A 17,562-nucleotide genomic window follows, 5' to 3' on the forward strand; every position below is an offset into this window, starting at 1 on the left:
AACCTGGAGATCCTGGCCATCACCGAAACCTGGGACAACGGCAAGCCGATCCGCGAAACCCTCAACGCCGACATCCCGCTGGCGGTCGATCACTTCCGCTACTTCGCCGGCTGCATCCGCGCCCAGGAAGGCGGCGCCGCCGAAATCAACGAAAACACCGTGGCCTATCACATCCACGAGCCGCTGGGCGTGGTCGGGCAGATCATCCCGTGGAACTTCCCGCTGCTGATGGCCGCCTGGAAGCTCGCGCCGGCGCTGGCCGCCGGTAACTGCGTGGTGCTCAAGCCCGCCGAGCAGACCCCGCTGGGCATTGCCGTGCTGATGGAACTGATCGGCGACCTGCTGCCCAAGGGCGTGCTCAACGTGGTGCAAGGCTTCGGCCGCGAGGCCGGTGAAGCCCTGGCCACCAGCAAGCGCATCGCCAAGATCGCCTTCACCGGCTCCACCCCGGTCGGCTCGCACATCATGAAATGCGCCGCCGAGAACATCATCCCGTCCACCGTGGAGCTGGGCGGCAAGTCGCCGAACGTCTATTTCGAGGACATCATGCAGGCCGAGCCTGCCTTCATCGACAAGGCCGCCGAAGGCATGGTGCTGGCGTTCTTCAACCAGGGCGAGGTGTGCACCTGCCCATCGCGCGCCCTGGTGCAGGAGTCGATCTACCCGCAGTTCATGGAAGTGGTGATGAAAAAGGTCCTGCAGATCAAGCGCGGCGACCCGCTGGACACCGACACCATGGTCGGCGCCCAGGCCTCCCAGCAGCAGTTCGAGAAGATCCTCTCGTACCTGGACATCGCCCAGAAGGAAGGCGCCGAGCTGCTGACCGGCGGCAAGGTGGAGAAACTCGAAGGCAGCCTGGCCACCGGCTATTACATCCAGCCGACCCTGCTCAAGGGCAACAACCAGATGCGCGTGTTCCAGGAAGAGATCTTCGGCCCGGTGGTCAGCGTCACCACCTTCAAGGACGAAGCCGAAGCCCTGGCGATCGCCAACGACACCGAGTTCGGCCTCGGCGCCGGCGTATGGACCCGCGACATCAACCGCGCCTACCGCATGGGCCGCGGCATCAAGGCCGGTCGCGTATGGACCAACTGCTACCACCTGTACCCGGCTCACGCTGCGTTCGGGGGCTACAAGAAGTCCGGTGTCGGCCGTGAAACCCACAAGATGATGCTCGACCACTACCAGCAGACCAAGAACCTGCTGGTGAGCTACGACATCAATCCGCTGGGCTTCTTCTAAATCGCGTTGCCTTTTTCGCGGGTGAACCTGCTTCTGCAGTGCTTGTGCTGTGGGGCTGGGTTTACCCGCGAAAAAGTTATCACCGCCTTAACGATTTCTCGTGGAGTCTTGATGAAAATCCGGTACAAGGTCAGCCTCGCCGCTGCCTGTGTGTTGTTGATCACCACCAGCCTGTTGTCCTTGGCCCAGGTCAGCCAGGTGCGCACGGTGCTGCGCACGCAAGCGGGAGAAAGCATCCTCGAATCAAGCACGGCCGTTGCAAGGCAGATCGAGAACTGGCTCAACGGCAAGCTGCACCTGATGGATTTGACGGTCCAATCCATCGCCAGCCCCGTCAGCCAGCAAACCGTCCAGCGCATCACCGATTCACCTTTGTTGAAGCAGGAGTTCGCACTGGTGTTCGGTGCCCTGCAGGTCGATGGCAAACCCATTGGCGACCTGGATACCTGGAAACCCAAGCCAGGTTATGACGGTCGCACGCGTCCTTGGTATGCGACCGGGGAGGGGAGCAGCCAGGCAGTGCTGACCGAGCCCTATCAGGATTCCTCAACGGGGAAAGTGTTGATTTCGGCTGTCAGCAGAATCACAGACGATGGGCGGTTTGCCGGGGTGCTGGGCGGCGATATCCATCTCGACACCGTCACCGAGGCCATCAATACCCTGGACTTCAGCGGCGCGGGCTATGCCTTCTTGCTGAACCAGAACGGCAACATCATTTCCCACCCCGATGCCCAGCTCAACGGCAAGCCCTACAGCGCGTTGTTCGGCGGCGCACAGCCGCCTCTGGAAAGCCAGCTTCAGTCGATCGAGGTGGATGGCAAGTCCTTGCTGGTGTCGTTCATTCCGTTGTCCAACCTCCAAGGCATGCACTGGTACATCGGCGTGGTACTGGATGAAGGCATCGTCATGGCCGCCAGTCATCAACTGACCTGGCGAGCGGCAGTCGGCACCGGATTGGGTGTGCTTCTGAGCCTGCTGGTGCTGGGCCTGTTAGTGCGGCGCTTGTTGTTACCCTTGGATCGGCTCAAGGCCTCGCTGGCCGACATGAACCGTGGTAACGGCGACCTGACGCGTCAACTACCGGTGTCCGGCAACGATGAAGTGGCGCTGGTGTCGGTGGAGTTCAATCAATTTTTGGGCAACCTCAAGACGTTGATCGGCGATGTGCAGCAGACCTCGCAACAGGTGCGCGAGAGCACCTCGGCTACTTCCCACGAGGCAAACCAGGCGGCCAGCCGCGTGCAATTGCAGTTGCAGGAGCTCGATCAACTCGCCGCCGCCATGAACGAAATGGCCTCCACCGCCGAGGACGTGGCGCGCAATGCCCAGGCCGCTGCCCAAGCCGCGGTGGCCGCACACGATCAGACTGAGAGCGGCGTGGCGCTGGTGTTGCGCTCGACCGGGGCCATCAACGGCCTGGCCGAGGAAATGAACACCACCGGGCAGGCCATCAACGAGTTGTCCACCCTAAGCCACAGCATCGAGTCGATCCTCTCGGTCATCACCAGCATTGCCGACCAGACCAACCTGCTCGCACTCAACGCCGCGATCGAGGCCGCGCGTGCCGGGGAGTCCGGGCGCGGATTCGCCGTGGTGGCCGATGAGGTGCGTTCGCTGGCTTCGCGCACCCAGCAATCGACCCAGGAGATCCGCCTGATGATCGACCAGTTGCAAGCGGGTGTGCGCCAGGCCCAGATGCGCATGCAGCAAAGTCGTGATGCCGCCAGCAAGACTGCCGAGGATGCCAATGCGGCCAATGAGACCCTCGGCCGCATTCGCGAGGCGATCTACCGCATCAACGACATGAACCTGCAGATCGCCGCCGCTGCCGAGCAGCAGAGCGCCACCAGCGAAGAGATCAACCGCAACACCACCAACATTCGCGACATCGGCCTGGAAGTGTCCGGCGGTGCGCGGCAGCAAGTCAGCCAGTGCTCGGTGATGGTCGACCATGTAAGTCAACAGGACCGCCTGCTCAGCCGCTTCCGGATATGAGCGGCCTGACAACTCTCTGCATCGTGTAAGGAGCACGGTGCGACCGTCGTCAACTGGCAGGGACTGCGAAGCAGCCCCACAGGGCTCACGCCTTACGCTCGAGTTGTCGCTCTATCATGTATTTGACCGCCAGGCGCCTTTCCTTGAGGCGCCGCAGGTCGTCGTCATCGGCAATGCCTGCCGAGATCGATTCGGCCGCCAAAACCTGATTGTCGATATCCACATATTCATCCAGCAGCCGGTCCAGCTCTTTGTCCTGTTGGCGCCGCTGCTGGACGATTTCGCGGGGATAGTGCAGGTCCTGGTACAGGTCGTGGGAAACTGGCATGGCGCCCTCCTTGTAATGCGCAGGTTTTCTTACCTGATTGGAAGGGGCGAACACGCGGTTGTTAAAGCGAGGCGCAAAAAATACGACGGATGGCCAGGGCAGGAATCAGCGGGGAAGACTAACTTGCTGTTTTAAGGCAATTTTTTTCATTCCGGGGGTTCCCAGGTGAATCGAGTGTTGGTATAGTGCCGGCCATTCCAGCACAGCGGCTCAACGTCGTTGTCAGCGAACCGTCAGAACGACAGTGCTCATGCACTCGTCGCATCCGATACAGGGGCGTCGCCAAGCGGTAAGGCAGCAGGTTTTGATCCTGCCATGCGTTGGTTCGAATCCAGCCGCCCCTGCCATTTCTTCACATCTCTTCTCGATATTCCTCTTTGCCTTGGCGCACTGTCTTCTAGTGTCTTTCGCTCGTATAGCGATTGAGCCTCGTGGCGCTTATCCGGCTGCCATCGCGGAACAAGCACAAGGCTGCTCCCTGTAGGAGCGGACTCGTCCCGCGATAGGGCCAGAATGCTTCAGCGCAATTCCTTGACCATCTTCTCCAAGGTTTCCAACACGGCGCCAGCCAGCGCTTTGGATCGCTCGCCCGACCAGCCGGTAATGGCGTTGGGCGCATCGTCGTGATCCTTGAACGGCATCTCCAGCGTCAGTGAAAGGCAATCATAGGCTTGGCCGACGGCGTTGCAGGCCAGTGTCATGTTGGCCTGACCGGGCTCGTCGCGGGTATAGCCGTGCACGGTCTGGAAGTCCCGCGTGATGCTGCACAGTGTGGAGCGGAACTGCTCCTCTAGCTTCGCCAGGCGGGGCGTGTAGCCCGGGTTGCCTTCGCAGGCGGCGGTGAAGACATGTGGGATTTCCTCGTCGCCATGCACATCGATGAACGCATCCACCCCGTGCTGTTTCATCTGGCTCTGGGCGAAGAAGACCTCGGGGCTGAGCTCGACGCTGGCGTCCTGCCAGGCGCGGTTGAGGTCCTTGCCCTTGAAGTTGGTGCGCAGATGGCCGAGGAAGGCGCCATCAGGGTTCATGTTCGGGATCAGGTACAGGTCGGCGGCCGCGAGCAGTGACTGGACGGTGCTGTCGTTGGCTTGCAGACGGTCTATGACGCCCTCCATGAACCATTCCGCCATGTGCTCGCCAGGGTGCTGCTGAGCGATCAGCCACAGCTTGCGCTTACCTGGTGCGCCGTCGCCTGCGCGCAACAGCGGGATATCGCGGCCTTGCACGCTACGACCGCAGGCCAGCAGCTCGACGGCCGGCAGTTGCTTGGCTCGTTCGATCAGTTGGTTGTGGCGGGCGCGGGGGTAGGGTTCGAAATAGGCGAACCAGGCCTGCGGAGCCTTGGCTTGAAGTTCGAACACCAGGGCTTGGCCGTCGAACTGGCTGGGGATGCGAAACCAGTGCTGTTGATCATAGGATGCCACGGCCTGATAGCCGTGCCAGGCCTTGTTGTAGGAGGACTGGCTGGCGTTATCGAGGCTGAAGCGGTGGGTCTGGCCCGGGGTCAGGCCGCTGGCCTTGAAGTGGAACCACTGGAAATGGCCACTGTTGGTATCGGGGCGGATGGCCAAGCGCACGCGGCTCGGGTCGCGGGTGTCCAGTACCTGGATATTGCCGGAATCGAAATCGCAGTCGATCTGCAGCGGGGACAGCGTCACGGTCATTGCCAGACTCCTGTGGCTTTGTTGTGGCGTTACTGTACACCGCTTGGCCAGAAGGCTGGGCGACTAAATCCTGTAGGAAAGAACTGCTTGCCCAATGGCCTGGGATTCAGGTCAAGAAGCCGAGCAAGGCCAAGGCTGCCACACCCAACCCGACCACGATCGTACAACCGCCCAGCGACAGTGCTGCCCGGCCATGGCGGTACCAGCCGTCATGGCCCAATTGGCGCGCAGGGGCGAGCAGGCTGCGCCATCGCAGTTCGGTCTCGTGAAAAGCGTGCAGGTGTTCCGGGGCGGCGTCGAGCCAGCGGCGAAAGTCGATGCGTTCGCAGGCGGTGGCCTCGGGGTTCTGCAAGTGGATGTACCATTGCCCCGCAGTGCGAGCGAGGGCGTCGCCTGGAGTGCAGGTGGTTTGCAAGGCCTGATTCAGGTGGCGCTCGATGGCCAATAGCGGGAGGTCGAGACGCTGGGCGATGTTCGCAAGATCCAGCTGGTCGAGGCGGTTGAGCAGAAAGACCTGTTGCACGCGCCGTGGCAAGCGCTGCAGGCCATGGAGCAGGGCGTCGCCGGTTGGCGTCTGCAAGGCGGTGTCATGTTCCAGAGGCAGCAATAGACGGTTCATGGACAGCTCCTTGCTCAAAATGGAGTAGGGGGCATCTTCCGTGATGCGCGAATAGATTAATCTTAACGATATTGATTCTCAAGTGCTGATTCCGTAAAACGCTGCAACACCCGTTCACGATTTGACATACCTTTGCTATCCTCGCGGCCATCAAGCGGTACCGATCTTCATTAGCCTGAAGAGCCAAAAAAAATGACCCGGCAAAAAGCCGGGTCAAAAACCGTGATTAGCCTGATGAGGAGATAATCTGAGAGTCCGACCTAAGGGCTTCCAGGTTATCCAGCAGGTCTCGCGACCAGCTGAGTGCAATAATAATCGTTATCATTTGCCAGTCAAATGAATTTTCCCCTTCCTGGTAAAAAAATATTACCGGGCGGCTCCCTGATAGCCGGAATACGGGCTCTTCACCGCTCGTCGGCCATCACGTGTTGCTCATCTCTCGGTCTTTCCTGACGCTTGCTCGTGCTCCAGCAACGCCCTGGCCATGTTCATCATGTGCATCAATGCGAACATCACCTCCCGGGTCATGCCCTGGGGCTGGTGAGTGGCTGTTTCGTGCGCGGTGGCCGCCGCGCAGCGCAACAGCGCCAGGGCATGATCCCGGGCCTGTGCGGCGCTTACGCCTTCATGTAGCGTCCAGATCTTGTTGTCCAGATTGGGGCGGGGCGGCGTGGGATTAAGGTAGTAGTCCAGGGCGCGGCGGGCTGCTTCGCTGTCGAGATCTGTTTCGTCGTTTTTCGATGGTTTCATCCTGATACCTGTTGATATTCACTTGGGAGTGGTGAATACGCAGCATAGGTCAGTGTGTATTATTTATCTCATTGAAGATAATTCAGGATGTGTATTGATGCGGCAGATGCAGTCCGTATTGTTCTCCGCCATGGAAAACTGGAACGAATTTCTTGCGCGCTACAAGCGTGAACACAAGCTCAACCAGCTCAAACTCGCTGAACGTCTGGGCATGACCCAGGGCGGCGTAGGCCATTGGTTGCGCGGTACCCGAAAACCCACGCTGGCGACCATCAACGAAAAACTGGAAAAACTCGGGCTGGTGTATCTGCAAGCCCAAGTCATGGTGGTGGAGCGCAACCTGTTGCGTGAAGCACCTGGGGTCTACGCGCCAGGGCGGCCAATATCGGGCGAAGCGTTGCGCTATGCCAGTTTTCGGCTTCCGGTACTGGCCTGGAGCGATCTACAGGGCAAATTGCCCGAAACCGCCGAAGTGCACGAGCAGAGTGACTACATGCCAGCCGGTAATGCATTCTGGCTGCCGGTTGAAAACGATTCGATGAATGCCGCAAGCGGTGTGAGTGTGCCCCAGGGAATGCTCATCCTCGTGGATACGGGGCTTGAGGTGGCGCCTGGAAAGCTGGTGATCGCTCGTCAGCCGGGCAAGGCCGCGGTGTTGAGGCAATTGATCGAAGAAGGCGGAGAGCGGATGCTCAGGCCGCTCAATACCCGGTATCCCACAGTGCTGTGCGAAGAGGGCTGCGAGTTTCTCGGCGTCGTGGTTCGCGTGCACGGCAAGTTCTGATCGGCAGGGGCCGCTGCGCAATTCATCGCGCAGCGGCCCCTTTGTGTTTACTCAGCCAATTCCACCAGCACCGCCCCTTCGCTGACCATGTCACCCTCCTGACAAAACAGCGCCTTGACCGTGCCGTCATGCGGTGCGCGGATGCTGTGTTCCATCTTCATCGCTTCGAGCACCATCAGCGCGGTGCCAGCCTCCACGGCCTGGCCCGGCTCCACCAGCACACGTACGATACTGCCGTTCATGGGGGCGCTCAGGCCGCCTTGATGGCTATGGCTGGCTTCGGCCTCGGCGATCGGGTCGAAGGCGTTGACCCTATGCATTTCGCCATTCCATTGCAGATACAGCGCGTCACCTCGGCGTATGGCCAGGTAGCGGCGACGCAGGCCGTCCTGCTCATGGCACAGCTGCTCGCCCTGAAGTTGCCAGGCGGACGGAGCGCTGGATTCCAGCGCCACGGCCTGGTCCTGTCCGCCACTGCTCAGATGCAGGCTGCTACGCGCCGGCAGGCCCAGGCGCAGGCCGTCATGCCGGGCCCAGGGCGAGCCGGGATCGTCCTGACGCTGGTGCGTGGGACTGCCCTGCAACCAGGCCTCGGCGGCGGCTTGCCAGAACGCCGCAGGCAAGGCAGCGGGGGCCGGCAACAGCTCGGCCTGGTGGCGTGGAATGAAGCCCGTGTCCAGTTCGGCCGCCGCGAAGGCCGGGTGCGCCAGGATGCGGCGAAGGAAGTCGATATTGGTCTTCAATCCGCCAATGGCGAACTCGTCGAGCATGGCCAGCAGGCGCAGACGGGCCTGTTCGCGGTCTTCGCCCCAGGCGATCAGCTTGCCCAGCATGGGGTCGTAGAACGGCGAGACGGCATCCCCCTCGCTCACGCCGCTGTCCACTCGGCGGCCTTCGCCTGGGGCCGATTCGCGGTACAGCGCAAGGGTACCGGTGGCCGGCAGGAACTCGTTGGCGGGGTCTTCGGCATACAGCCGCACCTCGATGGCATGACCGATCAGTGGCACCTGAGCCTGGGTGATCGGCAGAGGTTCGCCACAGGCCACGCGGATCTGCCAGGCCACCAAGTCCAGGCCGGTGATGGCTTCGGTGACCGGGTGCTCGACTTGCAGGCGGGTGTTCATCTCCATGAAGAAGAACTCGCCACGGGCATCGAGCAGGAATTCCACGGTACCGGCACCGACATAGCCGATGGCCTGAGCGGCGCGCACCGCCGCCTCGCCCATGGCCCGACGCAGCTCAGGCGACAGGCCTGGGGCGGGGGCTTCTTCAACAACTTTCTGATGACGGCGCTGGATCGAGCAGTCGCGCTCGTTGAGGTACAGGCAATTGCCGTGCTGGTCGGCGAACACCTGGATTTCCACGTGGCGCGGCTTGAGCACGTACTTTTCCACCAGCATGCGCGCATCGCCGAACGACGATTGCGCCTCGCGCTGCGCCGAGGCCAGGGCGTCGGCCAGTTGGCTTTCTTCCTCGACCACTTTCATGCCTTTGCCGCCACCGCCGGCACTGGCCTTGAGCAGTACCGGATAGCCGATGCGCTCGGCGGCGGCGCGGAAGGTTTCCAGGTCTTGGGCATCGCCGTGGTAGCCGGGCACGAGCGGCACGCCGGCGCTTTCCATCAGCGCCTTGGCCGCCGACTTGCTGCCCATGGCATCGATAGCGCTGGCCGGTGGGCCGAGGAAGATCAGGCCGGCCTGTTCGACGGCGCGGGCGAAGCCTGCGTTTTCCGAGAGGAAGCCATAGCCCGGGTGGATGGCCTGGGCGCCGCTGGCCTTGGCGGCGGCGATGAGTTTGTCGATCACCAGGTAGCTTTCGGCAGCCTTGGTGCCGCCCAGGTCGATGCGGATATCTGCCTCGCGACTGTGGCGGGCATCGCGGTCGGTGGCGCTGTGCACGGCGACCGTGGTCAGGCCCATGGCTTTGGCGGTGCGCATGATCCGGCAGGCGATCTCGCCGCGGTTGGCGACCAGCAGGGTGGTCAGGGTGGGACGGCTCATGGGCGCGGTTCCTTCTCGTTGGCTTGCCAGGCGGGGCGGCGTTTTTCCAGGAAGGCGCGCAGGCCCTCCTGGCCTTCCGGGCTGACGCGGATGCGGGCGATGGTGTTTTCGCAGTAGCGGCGCAGGGCCGGGCTCAGCTCGCCGTCGTCGACTTCGCGCAGCAGATCCTTGGTGGCGCGCAGGGCCTGAGGGCTGTTGAGCAGCAGGTTGTCGACCCAGGCCTCGACCTGAGCGTCCAGCTCGTTGGCCGGGTAGACCTCGGCCAGCAAACCCAGCTCACGGGCGCGCACGCCGCTGAAGCGCTCGGCGGTCAGGGCATAGCGGCGGGCGGCGCGCTCGCCGATGGCCTTGACCACGAACGGGCTGATCACCGCTGGCGCGAGGCCGATGCGCACTTCCGAGAGGCACAGTTGTGCGTCCTCGGCGCCGATGGCCATGTCGCAGCAACTGATCAGGCCCAGGGCACCACCGAAAGCTGCGCCTTGCACTACCGCCAGGGTTGGAGCCTTGAGCCGGTGCAGGGCGTACATCAACTCGCCCAGCTCACGGGCGTCGTCCAGATTGGTGTTGAAGTCCAGCTGTGCCGATTGTTGCATCCAGGCCAGATCGGCACCTGCGCTGAAATGCCGGCCGCGGCCGCGCAGCAGCACAAAGCGCAGGCTGGCGTCCTCGGCGAGCTGGTCCAGGGCGACGATCAGTTCGCGGATCATCTGCGCGTTGAAGGCGTTGTTCTTGTCTTCGCGGCTCAGCCACAAGGTGGCGAAGCCGCGAGGGTCCTTGATGACTTCCAGGGTGCTGAAATCGTTCATGGTCACATCCGGAAAATGCCGAAGCGGCTCTGTTCGATCGGGGCGTTCAGGGCGGCGGACAACGCCAGGCCGAGCACATCGCGGGTCTGCGCCGGGTCGATGACGCCGTCGTCCCATAGCCGTGCGCTGGAGTAGTAGGGGTGGCCCTGGCGTTCGTACTGGTCGAGGATCGGCTGTTTGAGCTTGGCCTCTTCCTCGGCGCTGAAAGCCGTACCGGCGCGTTCGCTCTGTTCGCGCTTGACCTGGGCCAGTACGCCGGCAGCTTGCTCGGCCCCCATCACGCCGATGCGTGCGTTGGGCCACATCCACAAGAAGCGCGGGTCGTAGGCGCGACCGCACATGCCGTAGTTGCCGGCACCGAAGCTGCCGCCGATGATCACGGTGAACTTCGGCACTTGGGCACAGGCCACCGCGGTCACCAGCTTGGCGCCATGCTTGGCGATGCCGCCTTCTTCATACTTCTTGCCGACCATGAAGCCTGTGATGTTCTGCAGGAACAGCAGCGGGATGCCGCGTTGGCAGGCCAGCTCGATGAAGTGCGCGCCTTTTTGTGCGGCCTCGGCAAAGAGGATGCCGTTGTTGGCCAAGATCGCCACCGGGTAGCCATGCAGGTGGGCGAAGCCGCACACAAGTGTGGTACCGAACAAGGCCTTGAACTCATCGAACACCGAACCATCGACCAGACGTGCGATAACTTCGCGCACGTCGAATGGTTGCTTGGCATCGGCGGGGACCACCCCGTACAGCTCCTGGGCGTCGTACAGCGGGGCGATCGGTGCCTGGCGCTGCACGTGGCCGAGCTTGCGCCAGTTGAGATTGGCCACGCTGCGCCGGGCCAAGGCCAGGGCATGTTCATCGTTGTCGGCGTAGTGGTCGGCCACGCCGCTGGTGCGGCAATGCACGTCAGCGCCTCCCAGGTCTTCGGCGCTGACCACCTCACCGGTGGCAGCCTTCACCAAAGGGGGGCCTGCGAGGAAGATCGTCGCCTGCTGGCGCACCATGATCGCTTCGTCGGCCATGGCCGGTACATAGGCGCCGCCTGCGGTGCACGAGCCCATGACCACGGCGATCTGCGGGATACCTTGCGCGCTCATGTTGGCCTGGTTGAAGAAAATCCGCCCGAAGTGCTCGCGGTCCGGGAAGACCTCGTCCTGGCGGGGCAGGTTGGCGCCGCCGGAGTCCACCAGGTAGATGCAGGGCAGGCGGTTCTGCAATGCGATGGTCTGGGCGCGCAGGTGTTTTTTCACCGTCAGCGGGTAATAGGAGCCGCCTTTGACCGTGGCGTCGTTGGCTACGATCATGCACTCGACCCCTTCGATACGACCGATGCCGGCGATCACGCCCGCGGCGGGTACGTCTTCGCCGTAGACCTCATGGGCGGCCAACTGGCCGATCTCGAGGAAGGGCGAGCCTGGGTCGAGCAGGCGATCGATGCGCTCGCGTGGCAACAGTTTGCCTCGCGAAGTATGCCGCTCCTGGGCCTTGGGGCCGCCGCCTTGGTTGACCTGGGCGAGCAGGGTGCGCAGAGCCTGGACCTGGGCCGCCATGGCGCTCCAGTTCTGCGCGAACTCTGGTGATTTAACGTTCAACTGTGACTTCAGGATCATCATGACTCCTCGCGCAGAATCAAGCCTCAAGCTTCAAGCTGCAAGAATGTTCAGTGTTGTGACTGCAAGCGCGCATCGCTGTTTGTCTTGCTGCTTGAAGCTGCTTCAGCGGGTTTCGTTGAACAGTTCGCGACCGATGAGCATCCGGCGGATCTCGCTGGTGCCAGCACCGATTTCGTACAGCTTGGCGTCGCGCAGCAGTCGACCTGCCGGGAATTCATTGATATAGCCATTGCCACCGAGGATCTGGATCGCCTCCAGGGCCATCTGAGTCGCGCGTTCGGCGGTATAGAGGATCACCCCGGCGGCATCCTTGCGGGTGGTCTCGCCGCGGTCGCAGGCCTGGGCCACGGCATACAGGTAGGCGCGGCTGGCGTTGAGCTGGGTGTACATGTCGGCGATCTTGCCCTGGATCAGCTGGAACTCGCCGATGCTTTGGCCGAACTGCTTGCGGTCATGGATATAGGGCACCACCAGGTCCATGCAGGCTTGCATGATGCCGGTCGGGCCGCCGGAGAGGACCACGCGCTCGTAGTCCAGGCCGCTCATCAGCACACGCACGCCGCCGTTGAGCTGGCCGAGGATGTTTTCCTCCGGGACTTCCACACCATCGAAGAACAGCTCGCAGGTATTGGAGCCGCGCATGCCGAGCTTGTCGAACTTGTTGCTGCGCGAGAAGCCTTTCCAGTCGCGCTCGACGATGAACGCGGTGATGCCATGGGGGCCCTTGTCCAGGTCGGTCTTGGCGTAGATCACATAGGTGTTGGCGTCAGGGCCGTTGGTGATCCAGGTCTTGCTGCCATTGAGTACGTAGTGATCGCCGCGCTTCTCGGCACGCAGCTTCATCGATACCACATCGGAGCCGGCGTTGGGCTCGCTCATGGCCAGGGCGCCGATGTGCTCGCCGCTGATCAGCTTAGGCAGGTACTTGAGCTTTTGCTCATGGGTGCCGTTGCGGTTGATCTGGTTGACGCACAGGTTGGAGTGGGCGCCATAGGACAGGGCCACCGAGGCCGAGCCGCGGCTGATTTCTTCCATCGACACCACGTGGGCCAGATAACCCAGGCCGGCGCCGCCGTATTGCTCTGGCACGGTGATGCCCAGCAGGCCCATGTCGCCGAACTTGCACCACATGTCGGCCGGGAACAGGTTGTCCTGGTCGATCTGCGCGGCGCGCGGGGCCAATTCGGCGGCAACGAAGGTGCGCACCTGGTCGCGGAGCATGTCGATGGTTTCGCCCAAAGCGAAGTTCAGGGTGGGGTAATGCATGCGGAGGGCACCTTATTGTTATTGACGTTGGGTTACACCGTAGCTCAAGGGCTATCCACCGCTCCCACGGGATGGGTGTCACGCCGACAAGCCGGTTGTCATTTTTCACCTTTACGTTAACGTAAACCTGCCGACTGAGGGTGTCAATCAGCTGGTGACCTTTACGTTAACGTAAATCTGCGCCAGAGTAGCGTCGCTTGCTTCAGTCATGCCCAGAACAACCACAAGAAGGGACATCCATGAGTCAACCAAGCTACACCCGCGGTCGCCAGGACCGCCCGTTGTTGACCCTGACCATCGGCCAGGCCTTCGATGCGACTGTGGCTCGCTATCCCGACGGCGAAGCCCTGGTCGTTCGCCACCAAGGACAGCGCTACAGCTGGCGGCAGCTGGCCGAGACTGTCGATGAGCACGCCCGGGCGCTGATGGCGTTGGGTGTGCAGGTCGGCGACCGGGTCGGGATCTGGGCGCCCAACTGTGCCCAGTGGTGCATCCTGCAACTGGCCAGCGCCAAAGTCGGCGCGATCCTGGTCAACATCAACCCGGCCTACCGGGTCGGTGAACTGGAATACGTACTGCGCCAGTCAGGCTGCAGCTGGCTGGTGTGCGCCGACGCCTTCAAGACCTCTGACTACCACGCCATGCTGCTGGACCTGGCCCCAGAACTGCGCACCGACGCGCCCGGCCAACTGGCCAGCGAGCGGCTGCCGGCGCTGCGCGGGGTGATTAGCCTGGCCGTCAACCCGCCGGCCGGTTTCCTGCCTTGGACTCGGCTGATCGAGCGGGCAGGGCAAACCGACCTTGCGGCCTTCGACGCCCGCCAGCGCAGCCTGCAATTCGACCAGCCGGTAAACATCCAGTACACCTCCGGTACCACCGGCGCGCCCAAAGGCGCCACGCTCAGCCACTACAACATCCTCAACAACGGCTACATGGTCGGTGAAAGCTTGGGCCTGACGGCACAGGACCGCATGGTCATCCCGGTGCCGTTGTACCACTGCTTCGGCATGGTCATGGCCAACCTGGGCTGCGTTACCCATGGCAGCACCATGATCTATCCCAACGATGCCTTCGACCCCGGCCTGACCCTGCACGCCGTGGCCGAGGAGCGCGCCAGCATTCTCTACGGCGTGCCGACCATGTTCATCGCCATGCTTGACCACCCCGGTCGCGCCGAGCTGGACCTCTCCAGCCTGCGCAGCGGCATCATGGCCGGGGCCACCTGCCCGATCGAGGTAATGCGCCGGGTGATCGGGCAGATGCACATGGCCCAGGTGCAGATTGCCTACGGCATGACCGAGACCAGCCCGGTGTCGTTGCAGACCGGTCCTGACGACGAGCTGGAGCTGCGCGTGACCACGGTCGGGCGTACCCAGCCACAACTGGAAAGCAAGCTGGTGGATGAGCACGGCAACATCGTCCCGCGTGGCGAAATCGGCGAGCTGTGCACTCGCGGCTACAGCGTGATGCTCGGCTACTGGAACAACCCGCAAGCCACCCAGGATGCCATCGACCCGGCTGGCTGGATGCATTCGGGTGATCTGGCGGTAATGGATCAGCAGGGCTATGTGCGCATCGTCGGGCGCAACAAAGACATGATTATCCGCGGAGGCGAGAACATCTACCCGCGCGAGCTGGAGGAGTTCTTCTATACCCACCCGGCGGTCGCCGATGCCCAGGTGATCGGCATTCCCTGCAGCCGCTATGGCGAGGAGGTAGTGGCCTGGATCAAGCTGCACCCCGGGCACAGCGCCACGGCCGAGGAGCTACAGGGTTGGTGCAAGGCGCGTATCGCGCATTTCAAGGTGCCGCGTCATTATCGCTTCGTCGAGGAATTCCCGATGACGGTGACCGGGAAGGTGCAGAAGTTCCGCATGCGCGAGATCAGCATCGCCGAGATCAATCTCTGAACAGTCCTCGGTATCACCTGGTTGCGAGGGAGTCATGGTCTTGCTGCAGTGACCTTCGCGTGTAAACCCGCTCCCACAAAAAACGCGCTTGCGAAGACACAAGCGGGCTTACCTGCGAAAGGGGCGGCAGTTTCGCTGCCGCTCCCACTGTCCATCCCGTGCTTGTCACGGTCCTTGTCTATCCTTTGCCTTTCACCGGTGGCTCCTCGCTCGGCGGATCCCCCACGGTCGGCGGCACGGTCGGCTTGATCGGCAGCTCGTCCGGCTCCTCCTCTGGCACGCCCGGCGGCAGGGTAGGGTCGTCGATGTTCGGGTCGGGCGTCTCCGGTGGAATGGGAATGTTCATGGCCAGGCCTCCCTTGGGATTCAAGCGTCTTTGCAGGCTTTGACTTGGCCCTGCACCGTTCGCTCATTTTTTTTGAACCCCAGGCAGCGCCCACGGCTCTGAACCCTTACCGCCACCGCAAAAGGGAGCAAGGTTCGATGTCAGGAAATGAGCCGTTCGACAGCGTGCCCATGGCCAATGATCACCCGGACCAGGCCATCAGCCTGTCCCAGGCGTTGCTGGCGCCGCGGATCGTGGTCGAAGATACGCAACCGGTGCTCGACGCTGGCACCTTCGCCACCAAGGCGGTACGAGGCCAGCGCGTGGCGGTGAGCAGCAAAGTCTACAGCGACGGCCATGACCGCTTGGCGGTGGTCCTGCACTGGCGCCAGGCCCACAGCCGCCGCTGGCATACCGTGCCCATGCACTCGCCTGGCAACGACCTGTGGCTGGCCGAGTTCACGCCGCTCGAACTGGGCCTTCACCTGTTCAGCATCGAGGCCTGGATCGACCCCTTCGCCACCTACTGCCACGACCTCGAGAAGAAGTACCACGCCGGTGTCGACGTCACGCTCGAGCTGGAGGAGGGCAGGCTGCTGCTGGGCAAGGGCGCCGAGCGCAGCAACGGCCAACTGCGTGGGCAACTCGAGCAGCTCCAGCAACGCCTGCCGACGCTCGCCACCGATGATCAGGTGGCACTGTTGCTCGAGCCGGGCACCGCGGCGCTCATGGTCGATGCCGAGCACCGCAGTTACCTCACCCGCAGCGCAGAGTTCCCGGTGGATGTGGACCGCGAGCAGGCGCTGTTCGCCAGTTGGTACGAACTCTTTCCGCGTTCGATCACCGACAGCGCCGAGCGTCACGGCACCTTCAACGACGTGCACCAGCGCCTGCCGATGATCCGCGACATGGGCTTCGACGTGCTGTACTTTCCGCCGATCCACCCCATCGGCACCAAGCACCGCAAAGGCCGCAACAATGCCCTGCAGGCCGAGCCGGGAGATCCGGGCAGTCCCTATGCCATCGGTAGCCCCGAAGGTGGCCACGATGCCCTCCATCCGCAGTTGGGCAGCCGCGAGGATTTTCGCCGCCTGGTCGCCGCCGCCGCAGAACATGGGCTGGAAATCGCTTTGGATTTCGCCATCCAGTGCTCCCAGGATCACCCCTGGCTGACCGAGCATCCCGGCTGGTTCAGCTGGCGCCCGGACGGCACCATCCGCTACGCCGAGAACCCACCGAAAAAGTACCAGGACATCGTCAACGTCGACTTCTATGCCGCCGAGGCCGTGCCCTCCCTGTGGTTGGCCCTGCGTGACGTGGTGATCGGCTGGGTCGAGGAGGGCGTGCGCACCTTCCGTGTCGACAACCCGCACACCAAGCCGTTGCCGTTCTGGCAATGGCTGATCGCCAATGTTCGCAGCCGCTACCCCGATGTGATCTTTCTCGCCGAGGCCTTCACCCGCCCGGCGATGATGGCCCGCCTGGGCAAGGTCGGCTATGCCCAGAGCTACACCTATTTCACCTGGCGCAACACCAAGCAGGAGCTGCGCGAATACTTCCTCGAACTCAACCAGCCGCCCTGGTGCAACTGCTACCGGCCGAACTTCTTCGTCAACACGCCGGACATCAACCCCTATTTCCTGCAGACCTCCGGACGCGCGGGGTTCTTGATTCGCGCTGCCCTGGCGACCATGGGGTCCGGGCTGTGGGGCATGTATTCGGGTTTCGAGCTGTGCGAGGGCACGCCGTTGCCGGGCAAAGAGGAATACCTGGATTCGGAGAAGTACGAAATCCGCCCGCGGGACTTCACCCAACCCGGCAACATCATCGCCGAGATCGCCCAGCTCAACCGTATCCGCCGGCAGAACCGCGCCCTGCAGACCCACCTGGGCGTCGCATTCTTCAACTGCTGGAACGACAACATCCTGTATTTCGCCAAACGCACGCCGGAACGGGACAACTACATCCTGGTGGCGATCAGCCTCGATCCGCACAACGCTCAAGAGGCGCACTTCGAACTGCCGCTGTGGGAGCTGGGCCTGGACGACAACGCCGACACCCTCGGCGAAGACCTGATGAATGGCCACCGTTGGACCTGGCACGGCAAGACCCAGTGGATGCGCATCGAACCCTGGCACCTGCCGTTCGGCATCTGGCGAATCGAAAAAGCCCGTTAGAACGGCGTCCCCTGTGGGAGCGGGTTTACCCGCGAATGCGTCAGTGGGGTAAACCCCCTCCCACAGGTCTTAGCGCTACC

General features: G+C 62.7%; 13 protein-coding genes, 1 tRNA gene and 2 pseudogenes. 7 read left to right on the forward strand and 9 right to left on the reverse strand.

What is annotated here, in order from left to right; genetic code table 11:
- The 3 genes and pseudogenes from DQ397_RS14925 to DQ397_RS25045 all read left to right on the forward strand — a co-directional run.
- Nucleotides 1-1,242 (forward strand): aldehyde dehydrogenase family protein (locus DQ397_RS14925; RefSeq protein ID WP_043215945.1); only part of this gene is annotated, 1,242 nt, incomplete at its 5' end.
- Nucleotides 1,243-1,353: 111 nt separating this feature from the next.
- A pseudogene (locus tag DQ397_RS25040) lies at nt 1,354-2,379 on the forward strand (cache domain-containing protein); the annotation flags it as partial.
- A gap of 339 nt (nt 2,380-2,718) precedes the next feature.
- Nucleotides 2,719-3,237, forward strand: a pseudogene (locus DQ397_RS25045) (methyl-accepting chemotaxis protein); the annotation flags it as partial.
- 85 nt (nt 3,238-3,322) lie between these two features.
- On the opposite strand, the gene DQ397_RS14935 reads toward DQ397_RS25045, so the two are convergent.
- Nucleotides 3,323-3,565 carry a DUF465 domain-containing protein gene (locus DQ397_RS14935; RefSeq protein WP_043212077.1) on the reverse strand — a complete coding sequence of 81 codons (243 nt, stop codon included), beginning with the start codon at nt 3,563-3,565 and terminating at the stop codon, nt 3,323-3,325.
- Nucleotides 3,566-3,837: 272 nt separating this feature from the next.
- Between DQ397_RS14935 and DQ397_RS14940 the strand changes: the two genes are divergently transcribed.
- Nucleotides 3,838-3,912, forward strand: a tRNA-Gln gene (locus DQ397_RS14940).
- A 171-nt stretch (nt 3,913-4,083) separates the two neighbouring features.
- On the opposite strand, the gene DQ397_RS14945 is transcribed toward DQ397_RS14940, so the two are convergent.
- From DQ397_RS14945 to DQ397_RS14955, 3 genes are all read right to left on the reverse strand, one after another.
- Nucleotides 4,084-5,232, reverse strand: coding sequence for a M14-type cytosolic carboxypeptidase (locus DQ397_RS14945; protein WP_043212076.1), 1,149 nt, complete (start codon nt 5,230-5,232; stop codon nt 4,084-4,086).
- A gap of 106 nt (nt 5,233-5,338) precedes the next feature.
- On the reverse strand, nt 5,339-5,851 hold the full coding sequence (locus DQ397_RS14950; RefSeq protein ID WP_043212075.1) for a DUF4880 domain-containing protein: 513 nt from the start codon (nt 5,849-5,851) through the stop codon (nt 5,339-5,341).
- Nucleotides 5,852-6,283: 432 nt separating this feature from the next.
- Nucleotides 6,284-6,601: a hypothetical protein gene (locus DQ397_RS14955; protein WP_043212074.1), complete on the reverse strand. Its 318-nt coding sequence runs from the start codon at nt 6,599-6,601 to the stop codon at nt 6,284-6,286.
- A gap of 130 nt (nt 6,602-6,731) precedes the next feature.
- On the opposite strand from DQ397_RS14955, the gene DQ397_RS14960 reads away from it, so the two are divergent.
- Nucleotides 6,732-7,385: a LexA family transcriptional regulator gene (locus DQ397_RS14960; RefSeq protein ID WP_043212082.1), complete on the forward strand. Its 654-nt coding sequence runs from the start codon at nt 6,732-6,734 to the stop codon at nt 7,383-7,385.
- Nucleotides 7,386-7,432: 47 nt separating this feature from the next.
- Here the strand turns inward: DQ397_RS14960 and DQ397_RS14965 are convergent, their stop codons facing one another.
- The 4 genes from DQ397_RS14965 to DQ397_RS14980 all read right to left on the reverse strand — a co-directional run bounded on the left by DQ397_RS14965 (nt 7,433) and on the right by DQ397_RS14980 (nt 13,070).
- A complete protein-coding gene (locus DQ397_RS14965) occupies nt 7,433-9,385 on the reverse strand; it encodes an acetyl/propionyl/methylcrotonyl-CoA carboxylase subunit alpha (protein WP_043212072.1) in 1,953 nt (650 codons plus the stop codon).
- Nucleotides 9,382-10,194 (reverse strand): gamma-carboxygeranoyl-CoA hydratase, encoded by an 813-nt coding sequence (locus DQ397_RS14970; RefSeq protein ID WP_043212070.1) that lies wholly within the window; start codon nt 10,192-10,194, stop codon nt 9,382-9,384. The genes DQ397_RS14965 and DQ397_RS14970 overlap by 4 nt, the downstream gene beginning before the upstream one ends.
- A gap of 2 nt (nt 10,195-10,196) precedes the next feature.
- On the reverse strand, nt 10,197-11,804 hold the full coding sequence (locus DQ397_RS14975; protein WP_043212068.1) for a carboxyl transferase domain-containing protein: 1,608 nt from the start codon (nt 11,802-11,804) through the stop codon (nt 10,197-10,199).
- 102 nt (nt 11,805-11,906) lie between these two features.
- The gene (locus DQ397_RS14980) at nt 11,907-13,070 is read right to left on the reverse strand and encodes an isovaleryl-CoA dehydrogenase (RefSeq protein WP_043212066.1); all 1,164 of its coding nucleotides are present in this window, start codon (nt 13,068-13,070) and stop codon (nt 11,907-11,909) included.
- A 239-nt stretch (nt 13,071-13,309) separates the two neighbouring features.
- On the opposite strand from DQ397_RS14980, the gene DQ397_RS14985 reads away from it, so the two are divergent.
- On the forward strand, nt 13,310-14,980 hold the full coding sequence (locus tag DQ397_RS14985) for an AMP-binding protein (RefSeq protein WP_043212065.1): 1,671 nt from the start codon (nt 13,310-13,312) through the stop codon (nt 14,978-14,980).
- Nucleotides 14,981-15,158: 178 nt separating this feature from the next.
- On the opposite strand, the gene DQ397_RS24530 is transcribed toward DQ397_RS14985, so the two are convergent.
- A complete protein-coding gene (locus DQ397_RS24530; RefSeq protein ID WP_167358084.1) occupies nt 15,159-15,326 on the reverse strand; it encodes a hypothetical protein in 168 nt (55 codons plus the stop codon).
- A gap of 137 nt (nt 15,327-15,463) precedes the next feature.
- Between DQ397_RS24530 and DQ397_RS14990 the strand changes: the two genes are divergently transcribed.
- On the forward strand, nt 15,464-17,482 hold the full coding sequence (locus tag DQ397_RS14990) for an alpha-1,4-glucan--maltose-1-phosphate maltosyltransferase (RefSeq protein ID WP_148921575.1): 2,019 nt from the start codon (nt 15,464-15,466) through the stop codon (nt 17,480-17,482).
- The last annotated feature ends 80 nt before the right edge of the window (nt 17,483-17,562 follow it).

Origin of the sequence: Pseudomonas sp. CK-NBRI-02 (assembly GCF_008124495.1) — a bacterium.
GTDB classification, from domain to species: Bacteria; Pseudomonadota; Gammaproteobacteria; order Pseudomonadales; family Pseudomonadaceae; genus Aquipseudomonas; species Aquipseudomonas guariconensis.

Excerpts from the sequence above, each read along its gene's own strand:
- DQ397_RS14935 (WP_043212077.1), bottom strand. The coding sequence starts at position 3,565 with ATGCCAGTTTCCCACGACCTGTACCAGGACCTGCACTATCCCCGCGAA.
- DQ397_RS14945 (WP_043212076.1), bottom strand. The coding sequence starts at position 5,232 with ATGACCGTGACGCTGTCCCCGCTGCAGATCGACTGCGATTTCGATTCC.
- DQ397_RS14950 (WP_043212075.1), bottom strand. The coding sequence starts at position 5,851 with ATGAACCGTCTATTGCTGCCTCTGGAACATGACACCGCCTTGCAGACG.
- DQ397_RS14955 (WP_043212074.1), bottom strand. The coding sequence starts at position 6,601 with ATGAAACCATCGAAAAACGACGAAACAGATCTCGACAGCGAAGCAGCC.
- DQ397_RS14960 (WP_043212082.1), top strand. The coding sequence starts at position 6,732 with ATGGAAAACTGGAACGAATTTCTTGCGCGCTACAAGCGTGAACACAAG.
- DQ397_RS14965 (WP_043212072.1), bottom strand. The coding sequence starts at position 9,385 with ATGAGCCGTCCCACCCTGACCACCCTGCTGGTCGCCAACCGCGGCGAG.
- DQ397_RS14970 (WP_043212070.1), bottom strand. The coding sequence starts at position 10,194 with ATGAACGATTTCAGCACCCTGGAAGTCATCAAGGACCCTCGCGGCTTC.
- DQ397_RS14975 (WP_043212068.1), bottom strand. The coding sequence starts at position 11,804 with ATGATGATCCTGAAGTCACAGTTGAACGTTAAATCACCAGAGTTCGCG.
- DQ397_RS14980 (WP_043212066.1), bottom strand. The coding sequence starts at position 13,070 with ATGCATTACCCCACCCTGAACTTCGCTTTGGGCGAAACCATCGACATG.
- DQ397_RS14985 (WP_043212065.1), top strand. The coding sequence starts at position 13,310 with ATGAGTCAACCAAGCTACACCCGCGGTCGCCAGGACCGCCCGTTGTTG.
- DQ397_RS24530 (WP_167358084.1), bottom strand. The coding sequence starts at position 15,326 with ATGAACATTCCCATTCCACCGGAGACGCCCGACCCGAACATCGACGAC.
- DQ397_RS14990 (WP_148921575.1), top strand. The coding sequence starts at position 15,464 with ATGTCAGGAAATGAGCCGTTCGACAGCGTGCCCATGGCCAATGATCAC.